The organism is Bacillus sp. 17RED48, from assembly GCF_019837545.1.
Classification (GTDB): Bacteria; Bacillota; Bacilli; order Bacillales; family Bacillaceae_G; genus Bacillus_A; species Bacillus_A wiedmannii.
In genome coordinates, this window is sequence record NZ_JADAXG010000003.1 from 479746 (window position 1) to 504945 (window position 25200).

Annotated in this window: 20 protein-coding genes and 2 pseudogenes; 17 read left to right on the forward strand and 5 right to left on the reverse strand. The window is 35.4% G+C overall.

Annotated features, from left to right (window positions below; all coding sequences use genetic code 11):
- The first annotated feature begins 130 nt into the window (after positions 1–130).
- From ILT06_RS15340 to ILT06_RS15355, 4 genes are all read left to right on the forward strand, one after another.
- On the forward strand, positions 131–589 hold the full coding sequence (locus tag ILT06_RS15340; protein WP_064475827.1) for a hypothetical protein: 459 nt from the start codon (positions 131–133) through the stop codon (positions 587–589).
- Between the two features lie 313 nt (positions 590–902).
- A complete protein-coding gene (locus ILT06_RS15345; RefSeq protein WP_222655259.1) occupies positions 903–2684 on the forward strand; it encodes an S-layer homology domain-containing protein in 1782 nt (593 codons plus the stop codon).
- A 306-nt stretch (positions 2685–2990) separates the two neighbouring features.
- Positions 2991–3740: a DnaD domain-containing protein gene (locus ILT06_RS15350; protein WP_222655260.1), complete on the forward strand. Its 750-nt coding sequence runs from the start codon at positions 2991–2993 to the stop codon at positions 3738–3740.
- A gap of 82 nt (positions 3741–3822) precedes the next feature.
- On the forward strand, positions 3823–6213 hold the full coding sequence (locus ILT06_RS15355) for a penicillin acylase family protein (protein WP_149174090.1): 2391 nt from the start codon (positions 3823–3825) through the stop codon (positions 6211–6213).
- 257 nt (positions 6214–6470) lie between these two features.
- Here ILT06_RS15355 and ILT06_RS15360 read toward each other — a convergent pair whose 3' ends face one another.
- The 3 genes from ILT06_RS15360 to ILT06_RS15370 form a co-directional block, all read right to left on the reverse strand.
- On the reverse strand, positions 6471–8258 hold the full coding sequence (locus tag ILT06_RS15360) for a helix-turn-helix transcriptional regulator (protein ID WP_064475823.1): 1788 nt from the start codon (positions 8256–8258) through the stop codon (positions 6471–6473).
- 115 nt (positions 8259–8373) lie between these two features.
- Entirely contained in the window at positions 8374–8952 is a 579-nt protein-coding gene (locus ILT06_RS15365) for a sensor domain-containing protein (RefSeq protein WP_088047160.1), read from the reverse strand.
- Between the two features lie 201 nt (positions 8953–9153).
- A complete protein-coding gene (locus ILT06_RS15370) occupies positions 9154–10491 on the reverse strand; it encodes an erythromycin esterase family protein (RefSeq protein WP_088047161.1) in 1338 nt (445 codons plus the stop codon).
- Positions 10492–10851: 360 nt separating this feature from the next.
- On the opposite strand from ILT06_RS15370, the gene ILT06_RS15375 reads away from it, so the two are divergent.
- The 10 genes and pseudogenes from ILT06_RS15375 to ILT06_RS15420 all read left to right on the forward strand — a co-directional run bounded on the left by ILT06_RS15375 (position 10852) and on the right by ILT06_RS15420 (position 20661).
- Positions 10852–11730, forward strand: a complete 879-nt coding sequence (locus ILT06_RS15375) for a CPBP family intramembrane glutamic endopeptidase (protein ID WP_088047162.1) — start codon at positions 10852–10854, stop codon at positions 11728–11730.
- Positions 11731–11780: 50 nt separating this feature from the next.
- Positions 11781–11994, forward strand: a pseudogene (locus ILT06_RS15380) (alpha/beta-type small acid-soluble spore protein).
- Positions 11995–12640: 646 nt separating this feature from the next.
- Positions 12641–13873: pseudogene (locus ILT06_RS15385) on the forward strand (WXG100 family type VII secretion target).
- Positions 13874–13887: 14 nt separating this feature from the next.
- On the forward strand, positions 13888–14340 hold the full coding sequence (locus tag ILT06_RS15390; protein ID WP_000018399.1) for an SMI1/KNR4 family protein: 453 nt from the start codon (positions 13888–13890) through the stop codon (positions 14338–14340).
- A gap of 770 nt (positions 14341–15110) precedes the next feature.
- Positions 15111–16178, forward strand: coding sequence for a glycoside hydrolase family 113 (locus ILT06_RS15395; RefSeq protein WP_064475818.1), 1068 nt, complete (start codon positions 15111–15113; stop codon positions 16176–16178).
- An 89-nt stretch (positions 16179–16267) separates the two neighbouring features.
- Positions 16268–16459, forward strand: a complete 192-nt coding sequence (locus ILT06_RS15400; protein WP_000670800.1) for a DUF378 domain-containing protein — start codon at positions 16268–16270, stop codon at positions 16457–16459.
- Between the two features lie 210 nt (positions 16460–16669).
- Positions 16670–17752 carry a 3-phosphoserine/phosphohydroxythreonine transaminase gene (gene serC, locus ILT06_RS15405; RefSeq protein WP_222655261.1) on the forward strand — a complete coding sequence of 361 codons (1083 nt, stop codon included), beginning with the start codon at positions 16670–16672 and terminating at the stop codon, positions 17750–17752.
- Between the two features lie 12 nt (positions 17753–17764).
- Complete coding sequence (locus ILT06_RS15410) at positions 17765–18937, forward strand: 3-phosphoglycerate dehydrogenase family protein (protein ID WP_064475817.1); 1173 nt, start codon at positions 17765–17767, stop codon at positions 18935–18937.
- A 13-nt stretch (positions 18938–18950) separates the two neighbouring features.
- Positions 18951–20198 (forward strand): DUF1015 domain-containing protein, encoded by a 1248-nt coding sequence (locus tag ILT06_RS15415; protein ID WP_222655262.1) that lies wholly within the window; start codon positions 18951–18953, stop codon positions 20196–20198.
- Positions 20199–20283: 85 nt separating this feature from the next.
- A complete protein-coding gene (locus tag ILT06_RS15420; RefSeq protein WP_222655263.1) occupies positions 20284–20661 on the forward strand; it encodes a hotdog family protein in 378 nt (125 codons plus the stop codon).
- 233 nt (positions 20662–20894) lie between these two features.
- Here ILT06_RS15420 and ILT06_RS15425 read toward each other — a convergent pair whose 3' ends face one another.
- Both ILT06_RS15425 and ILT06_RS15430 read right to left on the reverse strand, forming a co-directional pair.
- Positions 20895–21290 carry a DUF3224 domain-containing protein gene (locus tag ILT06_RS15425; protein WP_000454078.1) on the reverse strand — a complete coding sequence of 132 codons (396 nt, stop codon included), beginning with the start codon at positions 21288–21290 and terminating at the stop codon, positions 20895–20897.
- A gap of 196 nt (positions 21291–21486) precedes the next feature.
- Complete coding sequence (locus ILT06_RS15430; protein ID WP_064475813.1) at positions 21487–22518, reverse strand: S66 family peptidase; 1032 nt, start codon at positions 22516–22518, stop codon at positions 21487–21489.
- A 273-nt stretch (positions 22519–22791) separates the two neighbouring features.
- Between ILT06_RS15430 and ILT06_RS15435 the strand changes: the two genes are divergently transcribed.
- The 3 genes from ILT06_RS15435 (at position 22792) to ILT06_RS15445 (ending at position 25060) form a co-directional block, all read left to right on the forward strand.
- Positions 22792–23433 carry an ATP F0F1 synthase subunit alpha gene (locus tag ILT06_RS15435; RefSeq protein ID WP_064475812.1) on the forward strand — a complete coding sequence of 214 codons (642 nt, stop codon included), beginning with the start codon at positions 22792–22794 and terminating at the stop codon, positions 23431–23433.
- A 179-nt stretch (positions 23434–23612) separates the two neighbouring features.
- Complete coding sequence (locus tag ILT06_RS15440) at positions 23613–23882, forward strand: 2TM domain-containing protein (protein ID WP_000438999.1); 270 nt, start codon at positions 23613–23615, stop codon at positions 23880–23882.
- A gap of 338 nt (positions 23883–24220) precedes the next feature.
- Entirely contained in the window at positions 24221–25060 is an 840-nt protein-coding gene (locus ILT06_RS15445) for a YitT family protein (protein ID WP_000747488.1), read from the forward strand.
- Positions 25061–25200 lie beyond the last annotated feature (140 nt).

Here is a 25200-nt window from a genome sequence, read left to right on the forward strand (position 1 = left end):
TGTATGGCTCTCCGCATAGTGAGGGGATGTAAATAATGCTTTCTCTTTGACGCGTTTGCTGTAGTATCATGTTATCCTTTAATAAGGTAATAAATGGGGTTTTATATTAAATATGTGAGGTCGATTCTAAATGATAAAGAAATTTACTAGAGTGGTACTAACTACGGTGATGCCAATCAGTTTCATTATGGGTTGTGAGAACGATGAAAAAACTAAAGCAAAAGAGCCGAAAGTGGTACAATCTGAGAAAAAGGACTATATGGATTATTCATATGGTAGCAAAGGTATATTAGTAAGTGGCAAAGCGAAAGAGCGTCAACAATACGAGGTTGGGTTTATAGATGATAACAAGTTAATAGGGATTGATGAAAATATCGAGGACTGTATTATTTTAGATAATAAAGATGAAGCAAGTTACATTTGGAAACAAGTAGAGCGGGGAGCTATTATTGAAGTGCAATTTGGTAAGGACCGCAACGATATCGTAGGCGTACAACTAGTAGGAGATCGTGATCCATATGAAATTAGTGATAAGTTTGATCGAAATACGATAAATGAGATTGTCGAAAACGTTAAAGGGAATTTGTAATAAAAGTTAAAATGAAAAAATGTAAGTTTACTTTATTAATTATCCCTTTTGTGAGTGTTTTTGACGGTACTTATAATTAGTTGTAAAATAATGTTCGTTAAGGGATTTTATAGAAATTTGACTTAGAAACTATGATTTGCCTGCTGAGGATAGAAAGTATTTATAAAAGGATATAATAAACATATTTTTATACATACATAAGTGATGAAAAAGTTATATTAGAAGTACATAGTAGATTCATAGTCTTTCACTAATGAGAAGATAAAGGGAGGTTAAGATATTTACACGAGCTGTGTAAATATTACATATAGCAATGAATACAATTATAAAAAAAAGAGTAATTGCACTATCAACAAGTTTAGTAATGTTAGGGAGCGCACCTTTAGTGATATCAGCAGAAGAGAGTAAAAACCTTCAAACTGATCAACTTCGTATTGCACAAGGGGAGAGTGGAACGAGCGGATTAAGTTATTCTGATTTCAATCTAGAAACCCCAGATCACATGCAAATTAACGAAACAGAAGTATCAGAAAACGAGAAAATACTTCTAGAAGAATATAAGCATAAACATTCTGAAACAGAAGAACTAAATAAAATGAAAGAAGCTAAAACAGGTCAAGTAGCAGAAGATGAAGCTATTTCAAACATTGAAAAGGCATTTGAACATGTAGATGGTCGAAATGATGGTTCTCCTCGCGAAATGAAGCCGGTTGAAAAGCCAAGAGCTATTCAGTATAGTGCATCGATGACTACAAAGAAATATGGAACACTTGCAGGTGCCCCGTTTGTAGAGTGGATTGTTCCAGCAGGAAATCCTGATATTCGCCCGGCCAATCCGATGAAAGCACGTTACATTACAATTCATGAGACTGCAAACACAGCTCGCGGTGCGAATGCTGAAAATCATGCGAAATATTTGTATAAACAAGCAACGGAAGGTACGTTCCGAACAGCTTCATGGCATTTTACAGTAGACGATAAACAAATCTATCAGCACCTACCAACAAATGAAAATGGTTGGCATGCAGGAGATGGTGATGGCTCAGGAAACAGAGAATCTATCGGTATTGAAATTTCAGTTAACCAAGACGGAGATTACAATAAAGCGTTAGAGAATGCGAAGCGACTTGCAGGTTACTTAATGAATAAAGAAGGAATTAGCGCGGATCACATTTACAGGCATCAACAATGGAGCGGAAAAAAATGTCCTGATATTTTAATTTCTCGTGGGAATTGGACTGGCTTCGTACAAGGTATTCAATGGTATGCAAATGTTAATGCGCAAATTGACTCGCCTTTACAAGAAAGAAACGAGTTATTTGATTCAAATGAATTTAATCCAGCGGAACCTAGCATGGAGCTAGTCGTTAATGGTGACGGTATAAACGTACGTAGCGGTGCAGGAATTGAACATCAAACTGTTCGTAAAGCTTCAAACGGAGACCGTTACAAAGTGTTAGCAGTTAAAGACGGTTGGTACAAAGTAGGAAATGGAGAATGGATTTTTTATAATCCAAGTTGGATTAAAATTAACTACAATGTACCAAAAGAAGAAGTACAAAAGCCAAAAGATGATATTACAGGTGGATGGTTTGAGGGACATATTCGTAAACTTCACAGTCTAGGTATTATGCATGGGGAAGGAAATGGTGTATTTGCGCCTTACCGTAATGTAACGAGAGCTGAGTTTGCGACATTAATCGCAAATGCTCTTAAACTACCAGAAGGAAATAAGTCATTTATAGATATTAACAAAGCGCATTCATCACTTCATAGCGGTATTAAACGTAGTGCAAGTGCAGGGATTATTAGCGGTCGTGGCGGAGGGGTTTTTGACCCGAATGCACCAATCACTCGTGAAGAAGCATCGATTATGATTGATAACGCATTACAGTATAAAGGTGTTACAGGTGAATTAGTCGCATTACCATTTAGGGATACACATTTGATCACATACAAACAGCCTGTTCAACGATTATACAGCTTGCAGGTAGTTACTGGCGTTGGAAATAATGAGTTTAATCCTAAAGGTACAACAACTCGTGGTGAGGCAGCTGCCTTTTTAGTGAAGATGTTAGATGCAAGTCAAAAATAGAAAGAATGGTAAAGGAGCTATCCAAAATGAAAATTTGGAACAGCTCCTTTTTATTTTAGCCCCTATGAAGCCCCTTCCAAGCCCCTCATAAGCACCTACCAAGTAATAAATCACTAAAAAAACAAAACAAAAACAAAAACAAAAACAAAAACAACTACAAGAACAACAAAGCGCGAAAAAATAAAACCGGCGTTGTAGTAGTTAAAAAAGTTTGGAATTCAAATGCAAAAACAAAGCCCTTATTCCTATATGTATATTGAAAGATTGAATTCTGCCTTTTTATGAATAAAAGGAGGAGGTAAATATATGGCGGTGTACCGTAATGTGCAGGTGAGCTTTTGGCAAGATGAATTCATATTAGATTTAACGCCAGAGGAGCGTTATTTTTACATATATTTGTTAACTGGTACGAAAACGAAGCAATGTGGAATTTACGTATTACCGAAGCGTGTGGCAGAACTGGAAACAGGCTACAGTATGGAAACTGTTGAGAAGCTGTTAAATAGATTTGTTGAATACGGAAAGATTTTATACGATGCGGAAACGAAAGAGTTATACATACTAAATTGGCTACACTATAACCCTATTTTAAATACAAATGTAGAGAAGTGTGTGTTACGTGAGTTAAAGACTGTAAAAAATAAAGAGTTCATACATATGTTTTTATGTAAATGTCTTGAAGAATGGAAGATTCCATTGTTATTGCAGCATTTTGGTATGCCAAAAGAAGAGGATAATAGTAGTTTACAAGAAGTTGTTGAGGAGAAGGAAGAAGAGATAGAAGAGGATACGTTGCATAGTGAAGTTTATAAGTTTTACGAACGACATATAAGTAATCTATCTCCATATATCGTGAAAGAATTGAAAGAGTGGATACAAAAGGTTTCAGGAGAGACAGTACGAAAGGCACTTAAAATTGCGTTTGAACATAATAAGCGAGCGCTTGCTTATGTGAAGGGGATTTTGAGGAATTGGTGTAAGAAAGGGCGAGTAGATTTCATTGAAAGAAAGGAAGGTGTACATAAGAGAGAGGTATGTAGTTTGTATGATCCATAGTATGAGAAAGTATGGGTTTTTCAACTTTTCTAAAAGGTTCTTCATTAAATAGAAGCGAATAGTTTGAGAAAGGAGGGGTTATATGGAAGTCGTCATAAAGAAGAAACGAACTAGAGGTAAGAGAATTTTTATTTGGTCTAGTAGTATCGTTCTTTTGTTAGTTATTTGTACAGTGATTTTTTTGAACATATATACGCTTAGTTCTGTGCCAAAGATAGATGGGACGATAAAGCTAGAGGATTTACAACATGCTGTTCAGGTAAAGCGGGATAGTAAAGGGGTACCGCATATTAAAGCGGAAAATGCACACGATTTATATTTTTCGCAAGGGTATGTACAAGCACAAGATCGTTTGTTTCAAATGGATTTAAGTAGAAGGCAAGCTTCTGGGATGTTAAGTGAAGTTGTAGGGGAAGCAGCTGTCGATCGAGATAAGTTGTTTCGAACACTCGGTTTACGACGAGCAGCCGAAGCGTCTGTTAGTCAATATGACGGGGAAGCGAAATATGCCCTGCAGTCATTTGCTGATGGGGTGAACGCTTTTATACGCGAGGCAAAAGAGGAAAAGAAATTGCCAGTTGAGTTTACTATATTAGGATATGAGCCTGCTGAATGGTCCATTGTTGATACGTTAACGATTGGAAAGTATATGGCATTTGACTTAGGTGGACATTGGCACGGACAGGCGTTTCGATATTGGGCGCTAAAAAATTTACCGAAAGAGCAAGCAAATGAGCTATTTCCTACATATCCGAAAGATGCACCTAGATTGTTAGCTGAACTGAAAAATACAAATGTGGACGTAGCACAAAGTTTTGCAAAAGCGGTCATTCCGCCAGAGTTTAATGGTAGTAATAATTGGGTCATAAGCGGTGAGAAGAGTGCGTCTGGTAAGCCAATTTTAGCGGATGATCCTCATTTATCTCTTGCGACGCCTTCTATTTGGTATCAATCGAAACTTGAAATGAAAGGTTTGAATGTGAGTGGCGTTATTTTCGCAGGAGTACCAGGTGTTATTTTAGGTCACAATGACAAAATAGCATGGGGTGTTACGAATACTGGTCCTGATGTGCAAGATTTATATATTGAGAAGCGAAATCCTAATAATGAAAATGAATTTTTGTATAACGATAAGTGGGAAAAAGCTACTGTTGTTGATGAATCTATTAAAGTAAAAGGCGGGAAAACAGTTCCGTATAATGTGACGGTTACGAGGCATGGACCAGTTATTTCAGAGTTTGCGGATAAAGGAAAAGAGAAAACGAAAACGGTATTCGCTTTGAAATGGACTGCTTTGGAGCCTTCTGCTGAATTAAAGGCCGTATTAAATATGAACAAAGCGAAAGATTGGAATGAGTTTGAAACGGCACTTCAAGACTTTCATACACCAACTCAAAACTTTGTATTTGCATCAAATGACGGCACAATTGCTTATAAAGCGAATGGAAATATACCAGTGCGTAAAAAAGGTGACGGGAGTTTGCCAGTGCCAGGGTGGACAGATGAATATGAATGGGAAGGGTATATCCCATATGATCAACTTCCAAAAGTAATAAATCCAAAACAAGGGTTTATTTCAACTGCAAATAATAAAATTGTGGATGATAATTATCCGTACCATATTAGTAATACGTGGGCGCAGCCATATAGACAAATGCGTATTCAAGAATTTTTACAAGAGAAAGAAAAGTATACGGTGAAAGATTTAGAAGAGCTACAGATGGATCAAAAAAATTTATACGGGAAAGAATTTGCTCCTATATTGTTAAAAGAGTTAAATAAAGCATCTTTAAATGAAGTAGAGAAAGAAGGCGTAAAACAATTAACAAAGTGGAATTTTAACGATAGTAAAGATGAAGCAGCACCATTACTATTCCATTTATTAATGAAAGAGATTTCGAATACGTTATTTTCAAAAGAAATACCGAAAGATGTGATGGAGTTATTTGAAGGGAAGTCACAAGTAGTTGATGAATTGATTCGAAAAGAAGTGGCAGGAGAAAATAGCGCTTGGTTTACGAAGTACGGAGGTTTCACGAAAGTTGTGCATACATCGTACGAAAATGTAATGAAGAAATTACAGAAGGAATATGGCCCTGATGTTGCGGAGTGGAAGTGGGGCGATTACCATCAACTGGCGTTCACACATCCAATTTCAAAATCATCTAGTATGCTAGCACTACTTGCATTTAATCGTGAAAAACCAATTCCAATCGGCGGCAGCCAAGTTACCGTTCAAGCAGCGAGTTACGGAGAAAACGGTATTGTCAATCACGGAGCTTCTTGGCGATTCGTGATTGATACGAAAGATATGTCAAACGGTTATCATATCGTAGGACCAGGACAATCGGGACATTTTAGAAGCGATTGGTACCATGATCAAATAGATGATTGGGTAAACGGAACGTATCATACGACTTCATTGAATACGGAGGGGATAGAGGGGAAGGTGTTAACTTTAGAGCCGAAGTGATAATATTTCCACTGATGAAAACTGTTAAATTAGAACATAACCAAGTTCTTAAATAATTTTAAAAGCCTACTATCAGATAAATTGATAGTAGGCTATTGTATTTTAGAGGATAAGATTCAATGATTTTATTATGACAAAACAGTAAGTGTTTTAACATTTACTTATACGATAACGGGCCTTATTTACTCTGTTACAAAAGAAACCACAGAAAGCGTTCTTTTTTTGTTACTCATTTTTATACACCGCAAAACATTTTGTTATTCAATAATTCCAATTTCTAGAGCCTTTTGAACAGCTTCTTCTTTGTTACGAACTCCTAGCTTTGTATAAGCTGTGGAAGCATAATTTCTGACCGTACCATTCGATAAATATAACCTTGATGCTATGGTAGTGTAACGAAGTCCTTTTGCTACTAGCTGCAATATTTCTATCTCCCTAGCTGTTAGCTCATAAGCGGTTGCTTTTGATTGTGGTGTCTCTTTTTGCTCATCAAACTTCTCAAATATTTTGTGAGACATTTCCTGATCAATTAGTGTCCCACCTTTGTGAATAAGTCGGATCGTATTAGCTAGCTCCAACGTTTCAATAGATTTGAGTAAAAAACCATCCGCACCGTTGCGAAGCGATTCCAACGCCTGTTCGGTATCTTGAAACGTTGTAAAAATCAATACGCGGATATGTGGCCATTGTTGCTTAATCTTTTTGGTTGCTTTGATTCCATCCATGTGCTGCATATCTAAATCCATAAGTATAACATGGGGTTGAAGGCGCCCACACAAATCGATGGCTTGATTGCCATCCTCAGCCAAACCGACTACATTTAAATCTTCATATCTATCGAGTAATGTCCTCAAACTTTCTCGAACAAATGGCTGATCGTCTACAATTAACAAACGAATAAGTCCATCTTTTATTTCAGTTTGTCGTGGTATGGTACATGTAACAAGCATTCCTTCCTCTGGCTTTGTATATACAGACAATTGACCTTGCAAGTTCATTGCCCGCTCTTTCATCGCATTCATCCCGAAGCCTTCCTGCCATTCTACATTTCCTTTTCCATTATCTTGAACTTCTAACCTCGTATATTGTTGTTCAAACTGCAATGAAACTATAATTTCAGTTCCCTGACCATGACGTACTGCATTCGTAAGAGACTCTTGTAAGCAACGAATGAATGCGATCTTCGCTTGCCGAGACAATTGATATTCCTCTCCGAATGTCCGAAAACTTACATTTACCTGGGCGTGCTCCTGAAATTCGGCTCCAAGATTTTGTAGAGATTGAATCAAGGAAGGCGATTGACACGGAGAATCCATTTGATGTAGGTAACCTCTCACGTCCTCGATGCTTTTCCGTCCCATTTCAAGCAGAGAGTCTAGCCTCTGTATACCCATTTCAGTAGAAATTTCGGTACGCAACGTTTCCATTCCCATAATAATAGAAGTATAAGCGTGACCAACTGTATCATGAAGCTCATTCGACAGTCTGTTTCGTTCCTCTGCCAGTGTAATGCGTTCAATCTGAGACATATACTGCTCAAGTACCGCGTTTTGTTTACGAATTGCTTCATTTTGCTTATGATTGACAATTAATAAATGAAAGGCGAATCCCATTACATAAGCGAATCCATAATAGATGACCATAACCCAATAGCTATTACTTGGCGCAACCGCATAGAAAATTCCAGTTGTTATAAAAACTGTTGTTGGAGCTGTCCAATAATAGGACAAATGCTTACTATTTGCTGCGATAAGAAACACTGATATAAGAAAAATATTGTAAGCCTCTGGAAATAAAGAGGTTAAATATATACATAGTCCACCATAAAGCAATATTTCTGTGAATAAATAATATTTATAATTGAATAGTAAGGCTACCCATGGAACAGAGAAGGCAATAATTTCCCAAAGAATAATAATCCAAAGTGGTAATGTTAAACCATCCTGAAAATTTAATGTAGCTAGAATGATAGACACACTAGCAAGTAGACGGATTCCTAACATAATCCAATCATACCAAAACCAATATTTAACCATATCAAACAAGTCATTTACCCCCTAAATAGCCTACCTTTTTACTTCCTATATTATAATTTAATCCTTCCTGCCTTATTATACTTTTTATTTTAAAACGGCGATACTACTCACAGACTGCAAATTTCTATTGATTTAGTTGCCGAATCATACTACGTGTATAGCCTCCAATTTTCTTTGTCAAACCATCTACTATTCTAATACTTATGGCGATACATACTATACCCATAAACATTACAAAGAGTGACTTGGTAAAAGTATCTATCTGTATGAATATAATGTTCATTTCGATGTATCGATACAGTAGTGGTGCCAACAGCAACATAAGTGGCATTACATAAAAAATGGTTGCACTAATGAGACTAATAATGCCAATCGCAAATTTCTGCATTAACCAATAGACAGCAGACCAAGTGCGACGATCTGTAAGCACTAATTTCATCTGAGCCCAGTTCGATGTATCCATTGTTATCCTTCTATCGTAAGAGTCTGTTGAAATGTCTGTATAAATTTTCGTCTGTATGCGCTCGAATTGGATAAAAGGTGTAGTAGTCTGTAGTACGCGTATAACTAGTGGAATCCCAATTACCGTGAATGAAAGGGTGAAGCTGAATAGCAGAGCTATTAGATAAAAACAAAAATAAAACAAGCCTGTAACGAAAGTTAGCAATAAAAAATAACCGTTCTGGATGAATCTTGATTTCATAAAGTTCATCGCTCCTATCTATGTAATAACCGAATTGTACTGCTTTTTTTGTCATTCTCACTAGTGTAAAAGTGTCATATGACAGTTCTAAATGATGCTAAAAAGGGGAGAGTAACCTACTTCTGGTTAAAAAAGATGCTTATATTAATCTCCATAAAACAATCCCTTCTGGCAGATGCAAGAAGGGATTGTTTTGTACTTTTATTTAATATGAGATGGACTTGTTTTTCGAATGTGAAAAATAATATCAAATTGCTCAAGCAATGAAGTATCAAAGTATAACGAACTGTTCGGGAGGATTTGTCCCCCTAAACTTAGTAATGGTCTTTTTGCTTTAACCCATTTCTCTGCTTGTCCTTTAAGGTGACGGTTATCCAATAAAAACATGTTATATGGTACTTTTCCGAGGGTATAGTTAAAACTATTTACATTTTGTGGAATCGTATCCGTTGTAATCTTACCCCCGGTGGAAGGATTATATTCGCTGTATAAGGTGAAATTCCCCTCCGTAGTTGTACTACCAATTGTGACGTAATTATTGTCTAAACGTTCCTTTAAAAACTGCCCCGCAACATCAGGGTATAATTCCTCATCGATAATGCCTTTAGCAATATGAATATTGTGTGCCCAAACCATCGTTTTACCACCAAATGTCTCTTGTGCCCACATTGCATGATCGGCCAAGTATTGCTCATGTAGCTTTATCATACTTGGATAGTCGTTAGGCAGTAGCATTGTGGTAAATTTCTCTATTGCACTTGCCGTTGCTTTCACCCAGATGTACTCAGGTGAAACTATTTCTGTGTTGGCTTGCACATTCTCATCTTTTAGTAATCGGGCTACTCTCTCAGCGTTTGCTTTGAACTGCTCTTTCAATTCAGGAGTAAGTTTCATATATTCCTGTACACTTCCAGTAAAAGACGATAATTCTTTATAATTTTCTTCTACTTCTGCCAGCAAATCTGGTCGATGCACCCTTACATAATCAATTACTTTATTAAAGCTACCTTGGTCCAACGTTTTTAAGTCGAGCCCAATAAATTGGATCTTTTTTTTATTGGATGAATCAGCATTATAATCTTTCATCCACTCAATCATGGCTATAATTTCATCAGTAGGATATAACAATTTTAAAAATTCCCTAGGGTTTCCTTTTCCTGTTTGGATATATTCATTTAGCTTTAAGCCGTTTCCCCAATCTTCTTCCATTGTGAAATTTGTAAAACCCATCTCAGTAACCAAATATTTCACAAGTCGAAACTTCATAGTGAAAATTTCAGAGCTTCCATGAGTATTCTCTCCTAATCCTACATATTGTGCACTCCCAATCATTTTCTTAAGTGGTTTTAAATCCTCAAATGATTTTGACGGCTCTATCGTTTTTAATGGATAAGCCTGTGATTGTATTGATTTAACTATATTTTTTTGGATTGATTGACCTGAATTTTCGACTGCTACCGTTTGAGCGTTTCCTACTTCCCCACATCCTGTGACTAATAAAGCTGTACTAACCATTGCAATTATTCTTTTCTTATTCATTTTTTTCCACCCCAATTGAATTATTTTTAAAAGCAAGATTGATTCATGTACTTGCACGTATCAATTGCCTTCATTCAATTGTTATCTATCCCATATCATATTTTCTAGTTACATATTGTCATAAGGTTAATTGACACAGGTCATAGACTAATCATTACACTTTTGTACTATCGGCTATGACAACTTATAAATAATAATTACATTGATGAGTCGCAAGTAAGACTAGATTATAAATTTGGGAGGGATTTTAAAGATGAATGAATCTGTATGCCAAAATATTTTTATGCTAAGTTGTGTCTGTGGAAATGAGAAGAAGTAAATTCGATAAACAAGTGAATTAAAGGGGAAGGGCGGATTACAATGATATTACACGCAAAATCGTTTCACAATAAAGATAAAATCCAACGTGCTAAAATAGGACTTCAACTCTTTCTGAGTATCTTAATCATTACTTCTATTATCTTAAATGTAGTAGTAATAATTACTAAAAGTATGCCGCTTATTGTGGTATATATGTTTACCCCAGCATTTTCTTCTATTTTGACTCGCATAATACTGAAAGAAGGGTTTAAAGATGTATCTTTTAGTCTCGGTAACTTAAAGATATGGAAGGGGATTGGGTTTGCTCTGCTAATACCTATGATTATTTGTGGAATTACTTATTCTATCGCCTGGTTGAGCGGAATTGCGGAGTTTCAGCATCCCGAAGGTGGTATGTTAGAACCGATCTACAATATACTTGGACTTCAGTATCTACCGGAACCATTCAGTTTCATTTATCTAGTAATATTGAGCGGCATTTTAGGAAGTTTGCTTAACTTAATCCCAGTTTTAGGAGAAGAAATGGGTTGGCGAGGTTATATGCTCACAAGGCTAGTCGATGCAGAGTTTTCACGGCCTATCCTTATTAGTGGATTGATTTGGGCAACGTGGCATGTTCCAATTGTTATTGCTGGTCTATATGTAGAGGGATCATCTATCCTACTTTCAGTACTTGGCATCTATTTTTGTATTGTGCCCTTCAGTTATATTACAGCTTATTTACGACTTATCACAGGTAGCGTTTGGCCTTCGGTTATCATCCATACCACTTGGAATGCCATTATACAAGGACCTTTCGCACGTGCAAGTACAGGATATCAAACTGAGATTTGGATTGGAGAATCTGGCTTGATAACCGCTAGTATTATCTTAATTACTGCAATAATTACGTCTCGAATAGTAAATCTTACTAAATAGCATACGGATGTGTTTTAAATTCAATTAGTGAAATATGACGAGGCGCAATTATGGATGTTCAAAGACATGAAAGTAATACAAATGAGATTCTTATTTCTGCTGAGAGCTATTGAGCAGATGAAGTACGTGATTGCTCGTGAATTAGGAGTCACATTAGGACCGGATACATCAGCACGTGCAAATGGTTCTGTCGGTGGAGAAATTACAAAACGCTTAGTTCGAATGACAGAAGAACAATTAACAGGACAATATAGGTTACAGTAAGTTAAGGTGATAAATAAAAAAACATATATGGATTCTTTTCAGACTGTGGAGAAAATCTTCTCCACAGTCTGTTTTTGTGTAAAAAGAGGAGTAAGGACTTCTGGAAGAAATACAACGGATACTGAAAGCATTGATTCAATTCTTTTGATTTCATCAGTACTCCAGTTGAAAGTTTTTACAATAAGTATAGCGTTTTTTTATTTTGAGGATATAATTTTAACTTCGCTTGATGAGCATGTGGCGTTACCCTATTATGTTTTTCTTATGACTATCAATCGAATATCAAAAATTATGTAATGACCGAAATATATTTTTCGGAAATTTGTTTTTTTTATTAATTATATATCTGAATATATAATTTTGTTGAATAGATAAATTATTGACAAAGAGAGGGGTCTATAAAATGAATTTCATTGCAAAATTAATAAACCGCTTATTTTATAATACTATCAGTATAAAAACGTGATGTCTTTTATAACAACGAGGGTTATTTAAGGGGGCAGTTCATTTTTCTAATGAGGAATTGGAGCTGTTTTTATGATGGAATATACTTTCACTTTTAGGAACGGATATTTTCAAATGCTAACCCTTAATGAAATAATGATATGTTATAATTTTCATAATATATATGCAAAGAAAGGATGGAATGAGCACACAAATAAAGGTAACACCGGAACAATTAGAACAAGCTGCTAAAACCGTAAGCAATACGAGATCATCATTAGAATATATACATAAAGATTTATACTCTCAAATTGAATATATAGCTTCTCAGTGGAGCGGAGCAAGCAGTGATCGTTTCTATCAGATGTTTAATGAAGCAAAACCAATGATGTTTAACATTTTGCAAGAATTAGATAAAATCGCAGTAGAATTAGAACGTGCAGCTGTTAAATTCCGAGAAGCGGATGAATCGTATGACGGAAATTTAGTTGACTCTGATATTCAAGAAGGAGCCATGTGTGGAAAACTCCCTCCAAAATCAGAAGAGTCATTTTTCAATAAAAAGGATTTAAATGCTGCGTGGACGGGTATTTCTACTGGTTTTGTAGATGGTGTTGTAGATGCATGGAAAGGATTCGTAGCTTTAGGAGATAAAGAAACTTAGTTAAATATGCGAGATGCGATTGTAAACTATAGAGAGACTATTCCTGCTGTATGGAACACTGTATCAGATACATTTATGAATAATTTTTGGAATGGAGATCTGGAAAGCAGAGAACATTATGCAGCTTACGCAGTCACTACGCTACTCACAGGCTTTGTTGGTAGCAAAGGCTAGATAAAGTAGGACAAGCAGGTAAGGTGGCTGCTATTACAGGGTTTACTAAAGGGAAAATCACTTGTGACTAATTCTCCGGCATACAGAAATGCATTACACATATTAAATAACTATGAATTTAAAGCTGGTAATCATCTTTCATATGCAGGTGTCGGTAGTACACAACCATATTTACAGAAAGCAGCTACGTATACTTATGAAGGTGCAAATGGACCAAAAACGATTCGTTTGCGTAAAGGAGACTTAGCAGGAGATAAGCACCCTGTTACAGGTATTCCGTATGATGCTGAAGGATTTCCTATTTTTGAATCAAAAGGCGAGGTAATGTTAAAAGAGGCAGATTTCAAAAAGTCTAGAACAACACAGTCTAGAAAGTGTAGTAAGGCATTATATGAACAAATAATGGAAAGTCCTGAATTAGCTTTAAAATTTACGGATGAAGAAATTCAATTATTTAAAATGGGAAAAACTCCAGAGCATTATACATGGCATCATCATCAAGACACTGGAAGGATGCAAATTGTAGATTATCAGACTCATCATGATACTGGTCATACAGGTGGATATAAAATTTGGGGAAAAGATAGCGATAAATAGGGAGGTATTTAGCCATGAGTCACATTACATGGATTAATGTAAATGAAAAAAGAGTAACAGATGACCAAATTAAACAATTAGAACAATACTTAAATATTAAATTTCCTAATGATTTTATTGATTGTGTACAAAAATATGATGGTGGATATCCAACGCCAGATACATTTAACATTCCAAATCAAGATGAAAATTCACTTAATAATCTTTTAACCTTAGATTCTGATAGAAAATATTCAATTCTAGAAACATATAATAGTACGAAAGATAGATTACCTGACAAAATATATCCTTTTGCTAGAGATCCATTCGGCAATCTTCTATGCTTTGATTATCGAAACAACACTGATTCACCAATAATCGTATTCTGGGATCATGAGGAAGAAGACATAGAGGAAGCAATATATCCTGTTTGCTCAACATTTACAGAATTACTTGCTAGTCTACGTGATTTCGAAGAAGAAGATTGAGGGAACTAAAAAAACGTCCTAGAATTCTAGGACGTTTTTTTATGATTTACTAATTTTCTAACCATCATCCGCTTTCTCAAGTTTAATTACGATTACTTTTTTGGATTACCTTTATATTACAGCATCAACAGTTATTGTAGCTGAACGAGCTTTAAACAAGATTACTGGAGATACGGAAACAATATGGATTCAAGAAAGTCAATAACTGTGATGTAGAAAGACATGAAAGTAGGAACTAATTATACAGTGTAGAATGCTGAATTAACTATAGACACCTTTCATTTGGTACCCATTTTCTTGTCCATATATTGAGACAAGAAAATGGGTACTTCTTAAAGAAGTAATTATTACTTTGTACACAGTTAAGCATTTATTTGTATGATGGTGTGATTTTTGAAAGAAGAACAAAGGAATTCTTAACTGCAAAAGTAAATAATGAAGTAAATATAAAAGTAATACAAATAAAAAGCGAATATAGATAAAATTTTTTTGATACATTTATGATTATAAAAATTTATTTATATGAAAAATATAATTTAATTAGGCCGTTAGAAGGAAGGCGACAATTTCAATTGTATAAGGACAAAAAAGGAGCGGAAATAAGCTCCTTTTTATTTACCTTACTATTTTTAGGAGGTTAGTATGAATAAGATATGAATAAAGGATGAATAGCATTTTTATGGATGAAAATTCCACTCTTTTTTTAATGGAATATATGTGAAACGTTGTATAGAATAAGCAAGAATGCCAAAAATTATAGGAGGAAAGTTGTGAAGAAAAATAAGAGTTTAGTAAGTTTTTTAGGAGTGTGTATGATGTTGTTTTCTTTTTGTTTCCAAGGAAATGTACAGGCAGATGTGAATACTGTTCAATCAGGAAAGATAAAGTCAGGAAACGTAACGGTGTGGGAAGTTGGAAATGTATCGAAAGTGTTAGCGGATGTAGAGCGCTTAAATTTAAATACAGTAAATGTACCGATTCAGGTAGATATTCCGAACGTGACTTCTACGAACATGGTAATTAATCAAGCGCAAAAGCAACAGGCTATTATTTTAATTCAAGAATTATCAAAGCGTAATATTCAAGTTATTGTGGAACCGTTCCCATATATTCAGCAAGGAAATGTTGGGGAAACGGAATGGAATCCGAGTAATATTAATGATTTCTTCTGGAATTGGAAAACGGTTATTCTGCAAGACATCTTTCATTCGATTACGAGTAAATACAATGTGTACGGACTTAAGATTGCCTCTAATTTCGTGAACATGGAATATGCAGAAGGATACTGGAACGATACGATTGATTTTGTTCGTAAGCAGTATAAAGGAAATGTTTTGTATCAAATGAATTGGTGGTTAACAGCAAGCTTTGATCTTTCGTATGAAGCAAAGTTTAAGGAGAAAATCAATCGTCCGTATTTAAAAAAGGTTGATATTGTAAGTATCGATAGTTGGTTTGAAGTTTCGGGAAAAAGAAATCCAACATACGAAGAAGTAAAGCAAAGTTTATTTGCGACGACAGTGTATAATCGTGGGCAAAATGTTGTGCAGCAATTGGAACAATTACATAAAGCAACAGGAAAGCCCGTTTATTTTGGTGGATTTAACGTTCCGGCGCGTGAGCTTGGATTACAAAATCCGTGGAATCCAGATGTTTCTAATATGTTTTCAAAGGACGTACAATTAAACGGATGGCGCGCTTACCGAGAAGTATTAGAAACGAAACCGTATTTTAAAGGTTTTTCTATTTGGTTTATTGGCTCTAATGATAGTACACATGCGTATCAAATACATAGTAAAGAAGCCGAAACGGTTATTAATGGCTGGTATCAAAAATAATTTTTATTAAATAGGTAAGTTTTGAATTTTACCACATATATTTCTAGAGAAAGGCCTTTCACCATCTTATCACCTAGGGGGCAATCATAATGAAATTTTTGTCTTACCTTACAGTAATTTTGGTGATTCTTGGCGGTTTGAATTGGTTATTTGTAGCGTTAGATTACAATGTAGTTGAGAAATGGTTTGGTTCTATGCCGGCGCTTGTGGACACTATTTATTGGCTCTTTGGTCTTTCTGCTATTTATCAAATTTTTGATAGGTTCTTCACGGACAATTAGCAATTATACTTTATTACTAGAGTGTTAAGTACGATTATGTACTTAACACTTTTTTGTATGTTTATAAAAAATAGTTTGCAATTGCAAGCGATTCCATTGCGTCTTGCGCCGTAATAGTGGAAAACAAATTGACCACGTATTATATTTCGGGTTATAATTCAGAAAGTTTAAAAATTAATAAAAATGAGAAATAGGGAGGTTATTAAGGTGATGGAGAGAGTATATAATTTTTCAGCTGGACCATCAATACTCCCTTTGCCAGTTTTAGAGAAAGTGCAAAAGGAGCTTGTAAATTATAACGGGACAGGCATGTCTATTATGGAAATGAGTCATCGATCTTCTTATTTTCAAAGTATTATAGATGAAGCGAGTAAACTACTTCGTGAATTAATGAACATTCCTGATGAGTATGAAGTACTGTTTTTACAAGGCGGTGCGTCATTACAATTCTCTATGATACCGTTAAATGTAATGAATACGTACAAAAAAGCAGGGTACGTATTGACTGGTTCATGGTCTAAAAAGGCACTGCAAGAAGCTGAAAAAGTAGGAGAAGTACAAGTGCTTGCTTCTTCTGAAAAAGAGAAGTTTACTACAATTCCTAAACTGGATGGTTTACTAGGCGATGAAAAACTAGATTATGTACATATTACAACAAACAATACAATTGAGGGTACGAAATATGTGGACATTCCACGTTTAGATACAGTACCGCTCGTTACGGATATGTCCTCAAATATTTTATCAGAACAATATGATGTTACGAAGTTTGGTCTTATATATGCGGGAGCGCAAAAGAATTTAGGGCCAGCGGGCTTAACGATTGCTATTATAAAAAGAGATTTAATTGGGGGAGCAGAACGCTCTTGTCCTACAATGTTAAACTATGAAACTTACAGCAAAAATAACTCCTTATATAATACACCGCCGTCCTTTAGTATTTACGTAACGAAACTTGTACTAGAGTGGTTGAAAGAGCAAGGCGGGGTATCTGCGATTGAAGAACAGAATAGAATGAAATCTTCACTTCTTTACAATTTCTTAGATGAATCAAAATTGTTTACTTCACCAGTTGATCCTACGTATCGATCACTTATGAATATTCCGTTTACAACACAGTCAGAAGAGCTGAACAATGAGTTTTTACAAAAAGCGAAAGAACACGGCCTTGTTACGTTAAAAGGACATCGCTCAGTCGGTGGTATGCGTGCAAGTATTTACAATGCGATGCCAGTACACGGTGTACAGCAATTAGTAAATTATATGAAGGAATTTGAGTTTGAGAATAGATAGGGAGATGGGGATATGTTTCGTGTTCAAACGTTAAATCAAATTGCGGAAAAGGGTTTGCAAGTTCTTGACGGAGAGCGTTATGAAGTAGGGGATAGAATGGACCACCCAGACGGTATTTTACTTCGCAGCTATTCTTTACACCAAGAAGAATTTTCAAAAGAATTAAAGGCGATTGCAAGAGCTGGTGCTGGTGTAAATAATATTCCTGTCGAGAGATGTACAGAAAAAGGGATTGTAGTATTTAATACACCAGGAGCGAATGCCAATGCAGTAAAGGAGCTTATTATCGCTAGTCTTATTATGTCTTCACGTAACATTATTAACGGTGTAAGCTGGACGAAAAATTTAGAGGGTGAAGAAGTACCGCAGCTTGTTGAATCAGGGAAAAAACAATTCGTTGGATCAGAAATTGCAGGGAAACGTCTAGGTGTAATCGGCCTTGGTGCAATCGGTGCTTTAGTTGCGAATGATGCGTTAGCTTTAGGAATGGACGTTGTCGGATATGATCCTTACATTTCAGTTGAAACTGCATGGCGCCTTTCAACACATGTGCAAAGAGCATTTAGTTTAGATGAAATTTTTGCAACATGTGATTATATTACACTTCATATTCCTCTTACGAATCAAACGAAGGGAATTATTGGTGAACACGCTGTAGAGAAGATGAAAAAAGGTATGCGTTTATTCAATTTCTCTAGAGGAGAACTTGTAGATGAAAATGTTCTTCAAAAAGCGTTAGAAGAAGATGTTATTACGCATTACGTAACAGACTTCCCGAATGAAAATGTGATAAAGATGAAAAATGTAACAGCGACGCCTCATCTTGGTGCATCTACGTCTGAATCGGAAGAAAATTGTGCGATCATGGCAGCGCGCCAATTACGTGAATATTTAGAGACAGGAAATATTCGTAATTCAGTAAACTATCCAAACGTCGAACTGCCGTATATCGGAAAAAAACGAATTACGATTATGCATCAAAACGTTCCGAACATGGTAGGACAAATTACAGGATGTTTAGCAGAACATCATATTAATATTGCCGATATGATTAATCGTAGTAAACATTCTTGGGCGTACACAATGATTGATATTGATAACGGAATTGATGATATAATAAAAGAGAATATAGTGGAAAATATAAGCAAAATTACAGGTGTTGTAGCCGTTCGAATGATTGTGTAAAGGAGAGAGGAACTTGGCAAAAATCCGACCGTTTCGGGCCATTCGTCCAGTAGAAGAAAAAGCAGGGGAAGTTGCAGCTTTACCGTATGACGTATTAAATAGTGAAGAAGCAAGAGAGGTTGTAAAAGGGAATCCGTATTCTTTCTTACACGTTGATAAAGCAGAAATTGATTTAGACCCGGCACTTTCACCGTACGATGATCGTGTATATGAAAAAGCGGGTGAAAATTTAAATCGATTTATACGAGAAGAAGTGTTCACTCAAGACGAAGAGCCAGCGTTATACATTTATGAACTGACGATGCAAGGAAGAACGCAGTCAGGCCTTGTCGTTTGTACATCGATTGATGAGTATGAAGATGATACAATTAAAAAACATGAAAGAACACGTCATGAAAAAGAACTAGATCGCATTCGCCACGTAGATGTATGTGACGCAAATACGGGTCCTATCTTTTTAACGTATCGTACAAAAGAAGAGATAAAGCGTTTCATTGCCAGCTGGAAAGAAGAACATGCGCCAATCTATACATTTACAGCAGAAGACGGCGTTAGGCACGTTGCTTGGAAAATAGCTGATGAAGAAGTAATTGCAAGTTTAGTAAACTTATTTGAAGATATTCCTAACCTGTACATTGCAGATGGACATCACCGCTCTGCATCAGCTGCAAAAGTAGGGATCATGCGAAGAGAACAATATCCGAATTACACAGGAGAAGAAGAGTTTAATTTCTTCCTATCTGTATTATTCCCTCACGATGAATTATCCATTTGGGACTATAACCGAGTTGTGAAAGATTTAAACGGCTTATCAGAAGAACAGTTTTTAAAGCAAATTGCACAATACTTTTATGTAGAAGAAGCAGCTGTTTCTCCGTATAAACCAAATGAGCCAAAAACATTTGGAATGTATGTAAACGAGAAATGGTATAAGCTCAATGTGAAAGAGGAAACATTTGATGCGAACGACCTTGTAAAAGGTTTAGATGTATCTATTCTGCAAGATCATTTATTAAGCCAAGTACTTGAAATACATGATCCGCGATCTGATTCACGTATCGATTTTGTAGGAGGAATCCGCGGATTAGAAGAACTAGAACGCCTTGTAAATAGCGGTGAATATAAAGCAGCGTTCTCACTATATCCGACATCAATGGAATCTTTATTAGCAATCGCAGACGCTGGAGAAGTTATGCCGCCGAAATCAACGTGGTTTGAACCGAAACTGCGTAGTGGGTTGTTTGTACATTCTTTAAAGTAAATATAGACTTCGTTAGATTGAAAAACCGAAATGATTATAGTTTCGGTTTTTCTTATGTTAAAAGTGTTTTTGAGGAGGGGTATGGATGGAATTGAAAGTAGGAGAAAAAATCACCTTTGAACGAACTTTTACAAAAGAAGATGTTGCGTTATTTACGGAAGTATCGAAAGATGAAGGTCTTCATCATGTTACACCAGATGAGCAGGGGAGATTCGTTGTACAAGGACTGTTAACATCAACATTGCCTACAAAAATTGGCGGTGATTATAACGTATTAGCTCGCAAGATGGATTTTGAATTTTTACGTCCTGTGTTTAGCGGTGATACGATTCGTTGTGACGTAACCATTGAACAATTTGAGCCTGATGAAAAAAATCGTACAAAGATTATTGCGATGTTTGTATGTAGGAATCAACTTGAAAAAGAAGTTATGAAGGGGAGTTTTTCTGGGATTATTCTTTAGTTAGTAGGAAAAGTAATGAATAGGTGGGGGCCACATGCCTCTCGAGCTTAGATTTTTAATTCCACCATAACGAAAATTTTATGCATCGTTGAATACTGATAATAAGACGTTATGTAATATACTCTGTTCTTTTCTTAACTAATAGAAGAATAGTTGAATAAGCTCGTCAACAAAAAAAGGACATTCCTAGTATTACAAGAAATGTCCTTTCCACTAAATTATAGGATATTTTGCTAAAATTCAAACTCTAAAATCAGTTTACTAGTTTGACCTGTAAACTGATAATGGTAGGACCCTCTCAGATTTTCTAAGTTACCAGTAGCTTTAATAATTGTTCCTGGGGAATCTAGATTTCCTTTATCAAATATTCCTTGCTCTATAGCTGTAAATGTCCCTTGTTGCCCCTTATAAATTCCTTCAAAGTGTAAAAATCCAGAAATTTTAGCAGTAGCCAAGTGACCATCATTTATATTTGAGTCTAAATAATATAACAAGTATTCAACAAAAGCTTTTCCTTTTAATTCACCATCAATATCATATTCAACATGGGCAATATTGATAGGGAAATCTTTTCTAGTATCATCGATTAGTTTTTCATCCCATTTACTTACTGTAAATGTTACTTCCATACACGTAATCTCCCTCCAATTATATACTTTTAAAAAGTATTAATTCACAGTTATATCTCATAGGAGTGATTTTATTTATTGGGGTCCTTTCATGGCGCTATCAAGCTAACCAAAATAAAATACTCTCTAAAATGAAAAAACACGCTATTTTTTCTGTAGGATCAGGAAAATGGCTATACTTATTTAAAGTTTTCCTTTATTCCACGCCACTCTCTAAAATAGAGAAAGATCCATTTTCACAATCAATTTCTGCCATTGCGCCGTAAGGTAAAATAAACTTTGGCTCGGTATGGCCGAAATTTAAATTATAAAGAATCGGCAAATCTTCTAAATTATGTTCTTTCATAACTTGCAGTATTTCATGTTTATATTCTTCATAATACATTTCGTCTTTTGGTTTACCAAAAATGATGCCCCTTGCTTTTTGCAGAATGCCTTGTGCTGCATAATTTCGTAACCAATACTTTATATAGCTTGGTTCTGGATGGTCTTCAGAAGTTTCAAAGAAAAGGATACGATTCTCCCAATATTTTTTCTCAGGCCAAAGCTCCGTACCTTTTGCAAATTCCAATACTTCTATACAACCACCAATTAAGCGTCCTTGTACGGTAGTAGAGCCTTGAAGTAGTTCATAGCCATTGTTTTGTTGCATCGTACGCCTTGTATCTTTATTTACCTCTATCCATTCTAAACGCTCACTTGTCCATTCAGGAGCTGGTTGAATCTCGCCAATTGTCTCATTTGAAAAGAGAGTCCGATTTACCATTTCAACTGTATATGGATCCATCTCTACATTTTCGGCAAAATCAGTTAAAATGGCTGGACCGTAAAAAGAGGAAACTCCTGCTTTATGACAAAACAAGTGTGAAACGGTAACGTCAGAGTACCCCATAAAAATTTTCGGATTTTCACGTATTACATTAAAATCTATATAAGGAAGTAAGCGGATGCTATCTTCACCGCCAATATTCGCAATAATTGCTTTCACGCGCGTATCCTTAAAAGCTGTCATTAAATCTTCCGCACGAGCCTGTGGATTGTTATAAATGAATTCGCTACCTTTTAAACTATTTGGCATTGGGATAACCGTAAGACCGAAAACTTCTTCTAATCTTTTTACTCCTTGTTCATAACGCCATCTTATCTCAGAATCGCCTGCGCCTCCCCATGAAGGACTTACTGTTGCCACAATATCTCCTGCCTGTAATCTCTTTGGTTTCTTTAACATATTAACTCCGCTCCTACATAATGTAATGGACTACGATTATACAAACTGTAGCATTGAAAAAATATGATGCATCACATTATTTTCTTCATCATTAATCCGTTTACCTGCCAGTATTTAAGAATTCAGTCTTAGTGTTGAGTATATTTAAAAGTTACAGTATGCAACATTGCATAAGAAAGATAGTTGCTATTTTGTACAACCTGTAACTATAATGGTTACAGGTTGGTCGTATCCAATCAAAAAATATAATCATCATGAATGGAGAGGTTACATATGGGTATGAAAAAAATAATTTTAGCAGGTGCTTTAGGAATCGCAGCATTATCAGGAACGAATTTACCAGGATTAGAACTGTCAAAAGCGAGTGCCGCTTCTATGGAATCCAATTTCTCGACGTTAGAAGGACGAGTAATAGAAGTAGATAACGGTGTAATTGTCGTAAAATCTAAGCAATATGAGGAACCTGTTAGTGTGTATATGGATTCCCTTTCAAATGTGAAAGTAGGAGATGAAGTAAAAGTTACTGGATCTATGATGCGTAATTTCACGGAATATATGATTGCAAATTCAGTTGAAAATACGTCACATAAATTAGGTATGCACATGAAAGAAGATGGTTCTCCTGATTATGTGATTGGGGAAGTATCAAAAGTAGGAACGAGGGAAGAGGAAGGAGAAGGTTCTACTAAATATGTCGTAGTTGAGTATCCATCACTAAACGGGAAGAAAGTTATTATTGATGTTTTCTTAACGAAGGGACAAGTATTTCATACGGGTGAGAAAGTAAAAATTGATATGAAGTTTGTAGGATGGGGCGGAAGTTCTATTAACTGGAACACAACGGACAACATTGAAAAAGTTCATGAGGTAAAGAGCGACGTTGAAAATAATGATGATGTTTGGATTTGGTCTTAATTAGACGCTTGTAAATAACAAATGTATCATGCAGTATCCATCGAATCATCATATGTATGATAATTCGATGGGTACTTTTTTGTTTTATGTTTTTTTGAGAATAACGGATTTCTGATTAGAATATGATGTTAATACTGGAGCGAAGGTGAAAAAAACAATATGAAAAGAGGTGTTTAAGGGTGGAGCGAGATGAGGTTTATTTACGAGCTAAAAAAAGGGTAGAGAATTTACAAGCGTTTTATATTCATTTAACGGTCTATATACTAGTGAACTTAATGCTTTTTATTATAAATATAAGCTCTGATTCAAGTAAATTATGGTTTGTATATCCACTTGCAGGTTGGGGGATCGGTATCGTTATACACGGTTTGACAACTTTTCCAGTTGGGATATTCGGAAAAGAGTGGGAAGAACGAAAGATTAAAGAATATATGGAGAAAGATAAGTAAATTTATTTCTGGAATGTATGAATATAAATCTCTGGGATCAAATGTTTGATGCGAAGTCTATTCTATAGCTTCGCCTATTTGTTTTGTATTCGAAGTTTGTGCGAGTGAGTGTTCATATTCATTTTTTAGCATCAACTGCATGTGAAATCAAAACTTTACTTGTAGTACATAATAAATACAGTTGTTTTACTTTTTAAATTACATGTGGATATAGGATAAAGTTGTTTTATCATCCTATATTAAAATAAAAATAAACCACTGTTCGATTTGAATATTCCACGATATAATGGTGAGAGTTTATGACAGAATAAATATTTACATAAGAAGTGAGGTACTGTATGAAAAAAAGAACGACAGACATTATTTTTATTATTATTGGTGCATTTCTATTTGCGTTAGGTGTCAATTTGTTTGTTATCCCGAACGAGTTTGGTGAGGGTGGAGTAACTGGTATCACGATTATTACGTATTATTTATTTGAATGGTCACCAGGCTTAGTTAACTTAATTTTAAATGCGATTTTGTTAATAGCTGGTTATAAATTTTTGAATAAGATTACAACAATTTATACGATTATCGCTGTAGTTACGAATTCGCTATTCCTTCATTTGACAGAAGGTTGGACGATTGCTTCGGATGAAATGCTTGTAAATGCCATTTTCGGAGGAATATTTATTGGGTGCGGGATTGGTCTTATTATTCGCGTTGGCGGAACAACAGCAGGTACTACCATTTTAGCAAGGATGACGCATAAATATTTAGGATGGAGCATTAGCTACGGTCTACTGTTCTTCGATTTAATTGTTGCGTTTTCATCTTATTTCATCATTGGTGCAGAAAAACTGATGATAACAATTATTATGCTATATGTAGCAACGAAAGTGATGGAGTTTGTAATTGAAGGTTTAAATCCGAAGAAAGCCATTACGATTATTTCTGATAACCCGAATGAAATTGCCGGGAAGGTAACTACCTTAATGGGCAGAGGGGTTACTGTGTACTCAGGTCATGGCTATTACACGAAAACTCCGAAGGAAATTCTTTATGTTGTTATTAATAAGCAAGAAGTAGTCAAGCTAAAACGGATTGTTCAAACTACAGATCCGGCTGCGTTCATTGCTATACACGATGTTCGTGACGTATTTGGAGAAGGATTCGTAGATATTTCTAAAGCATAGAAATTACTTTTCATTAAAATAATCTTAATACTAAAACGTAAGAATCTATTTTGAATAATCTTTTTTCAAAATAGATTCTTTTTATTTATCTTAAAATGTTGGTTTGTTTTTCTTTTTCTTGCAAAAAATCCAATTGTTTC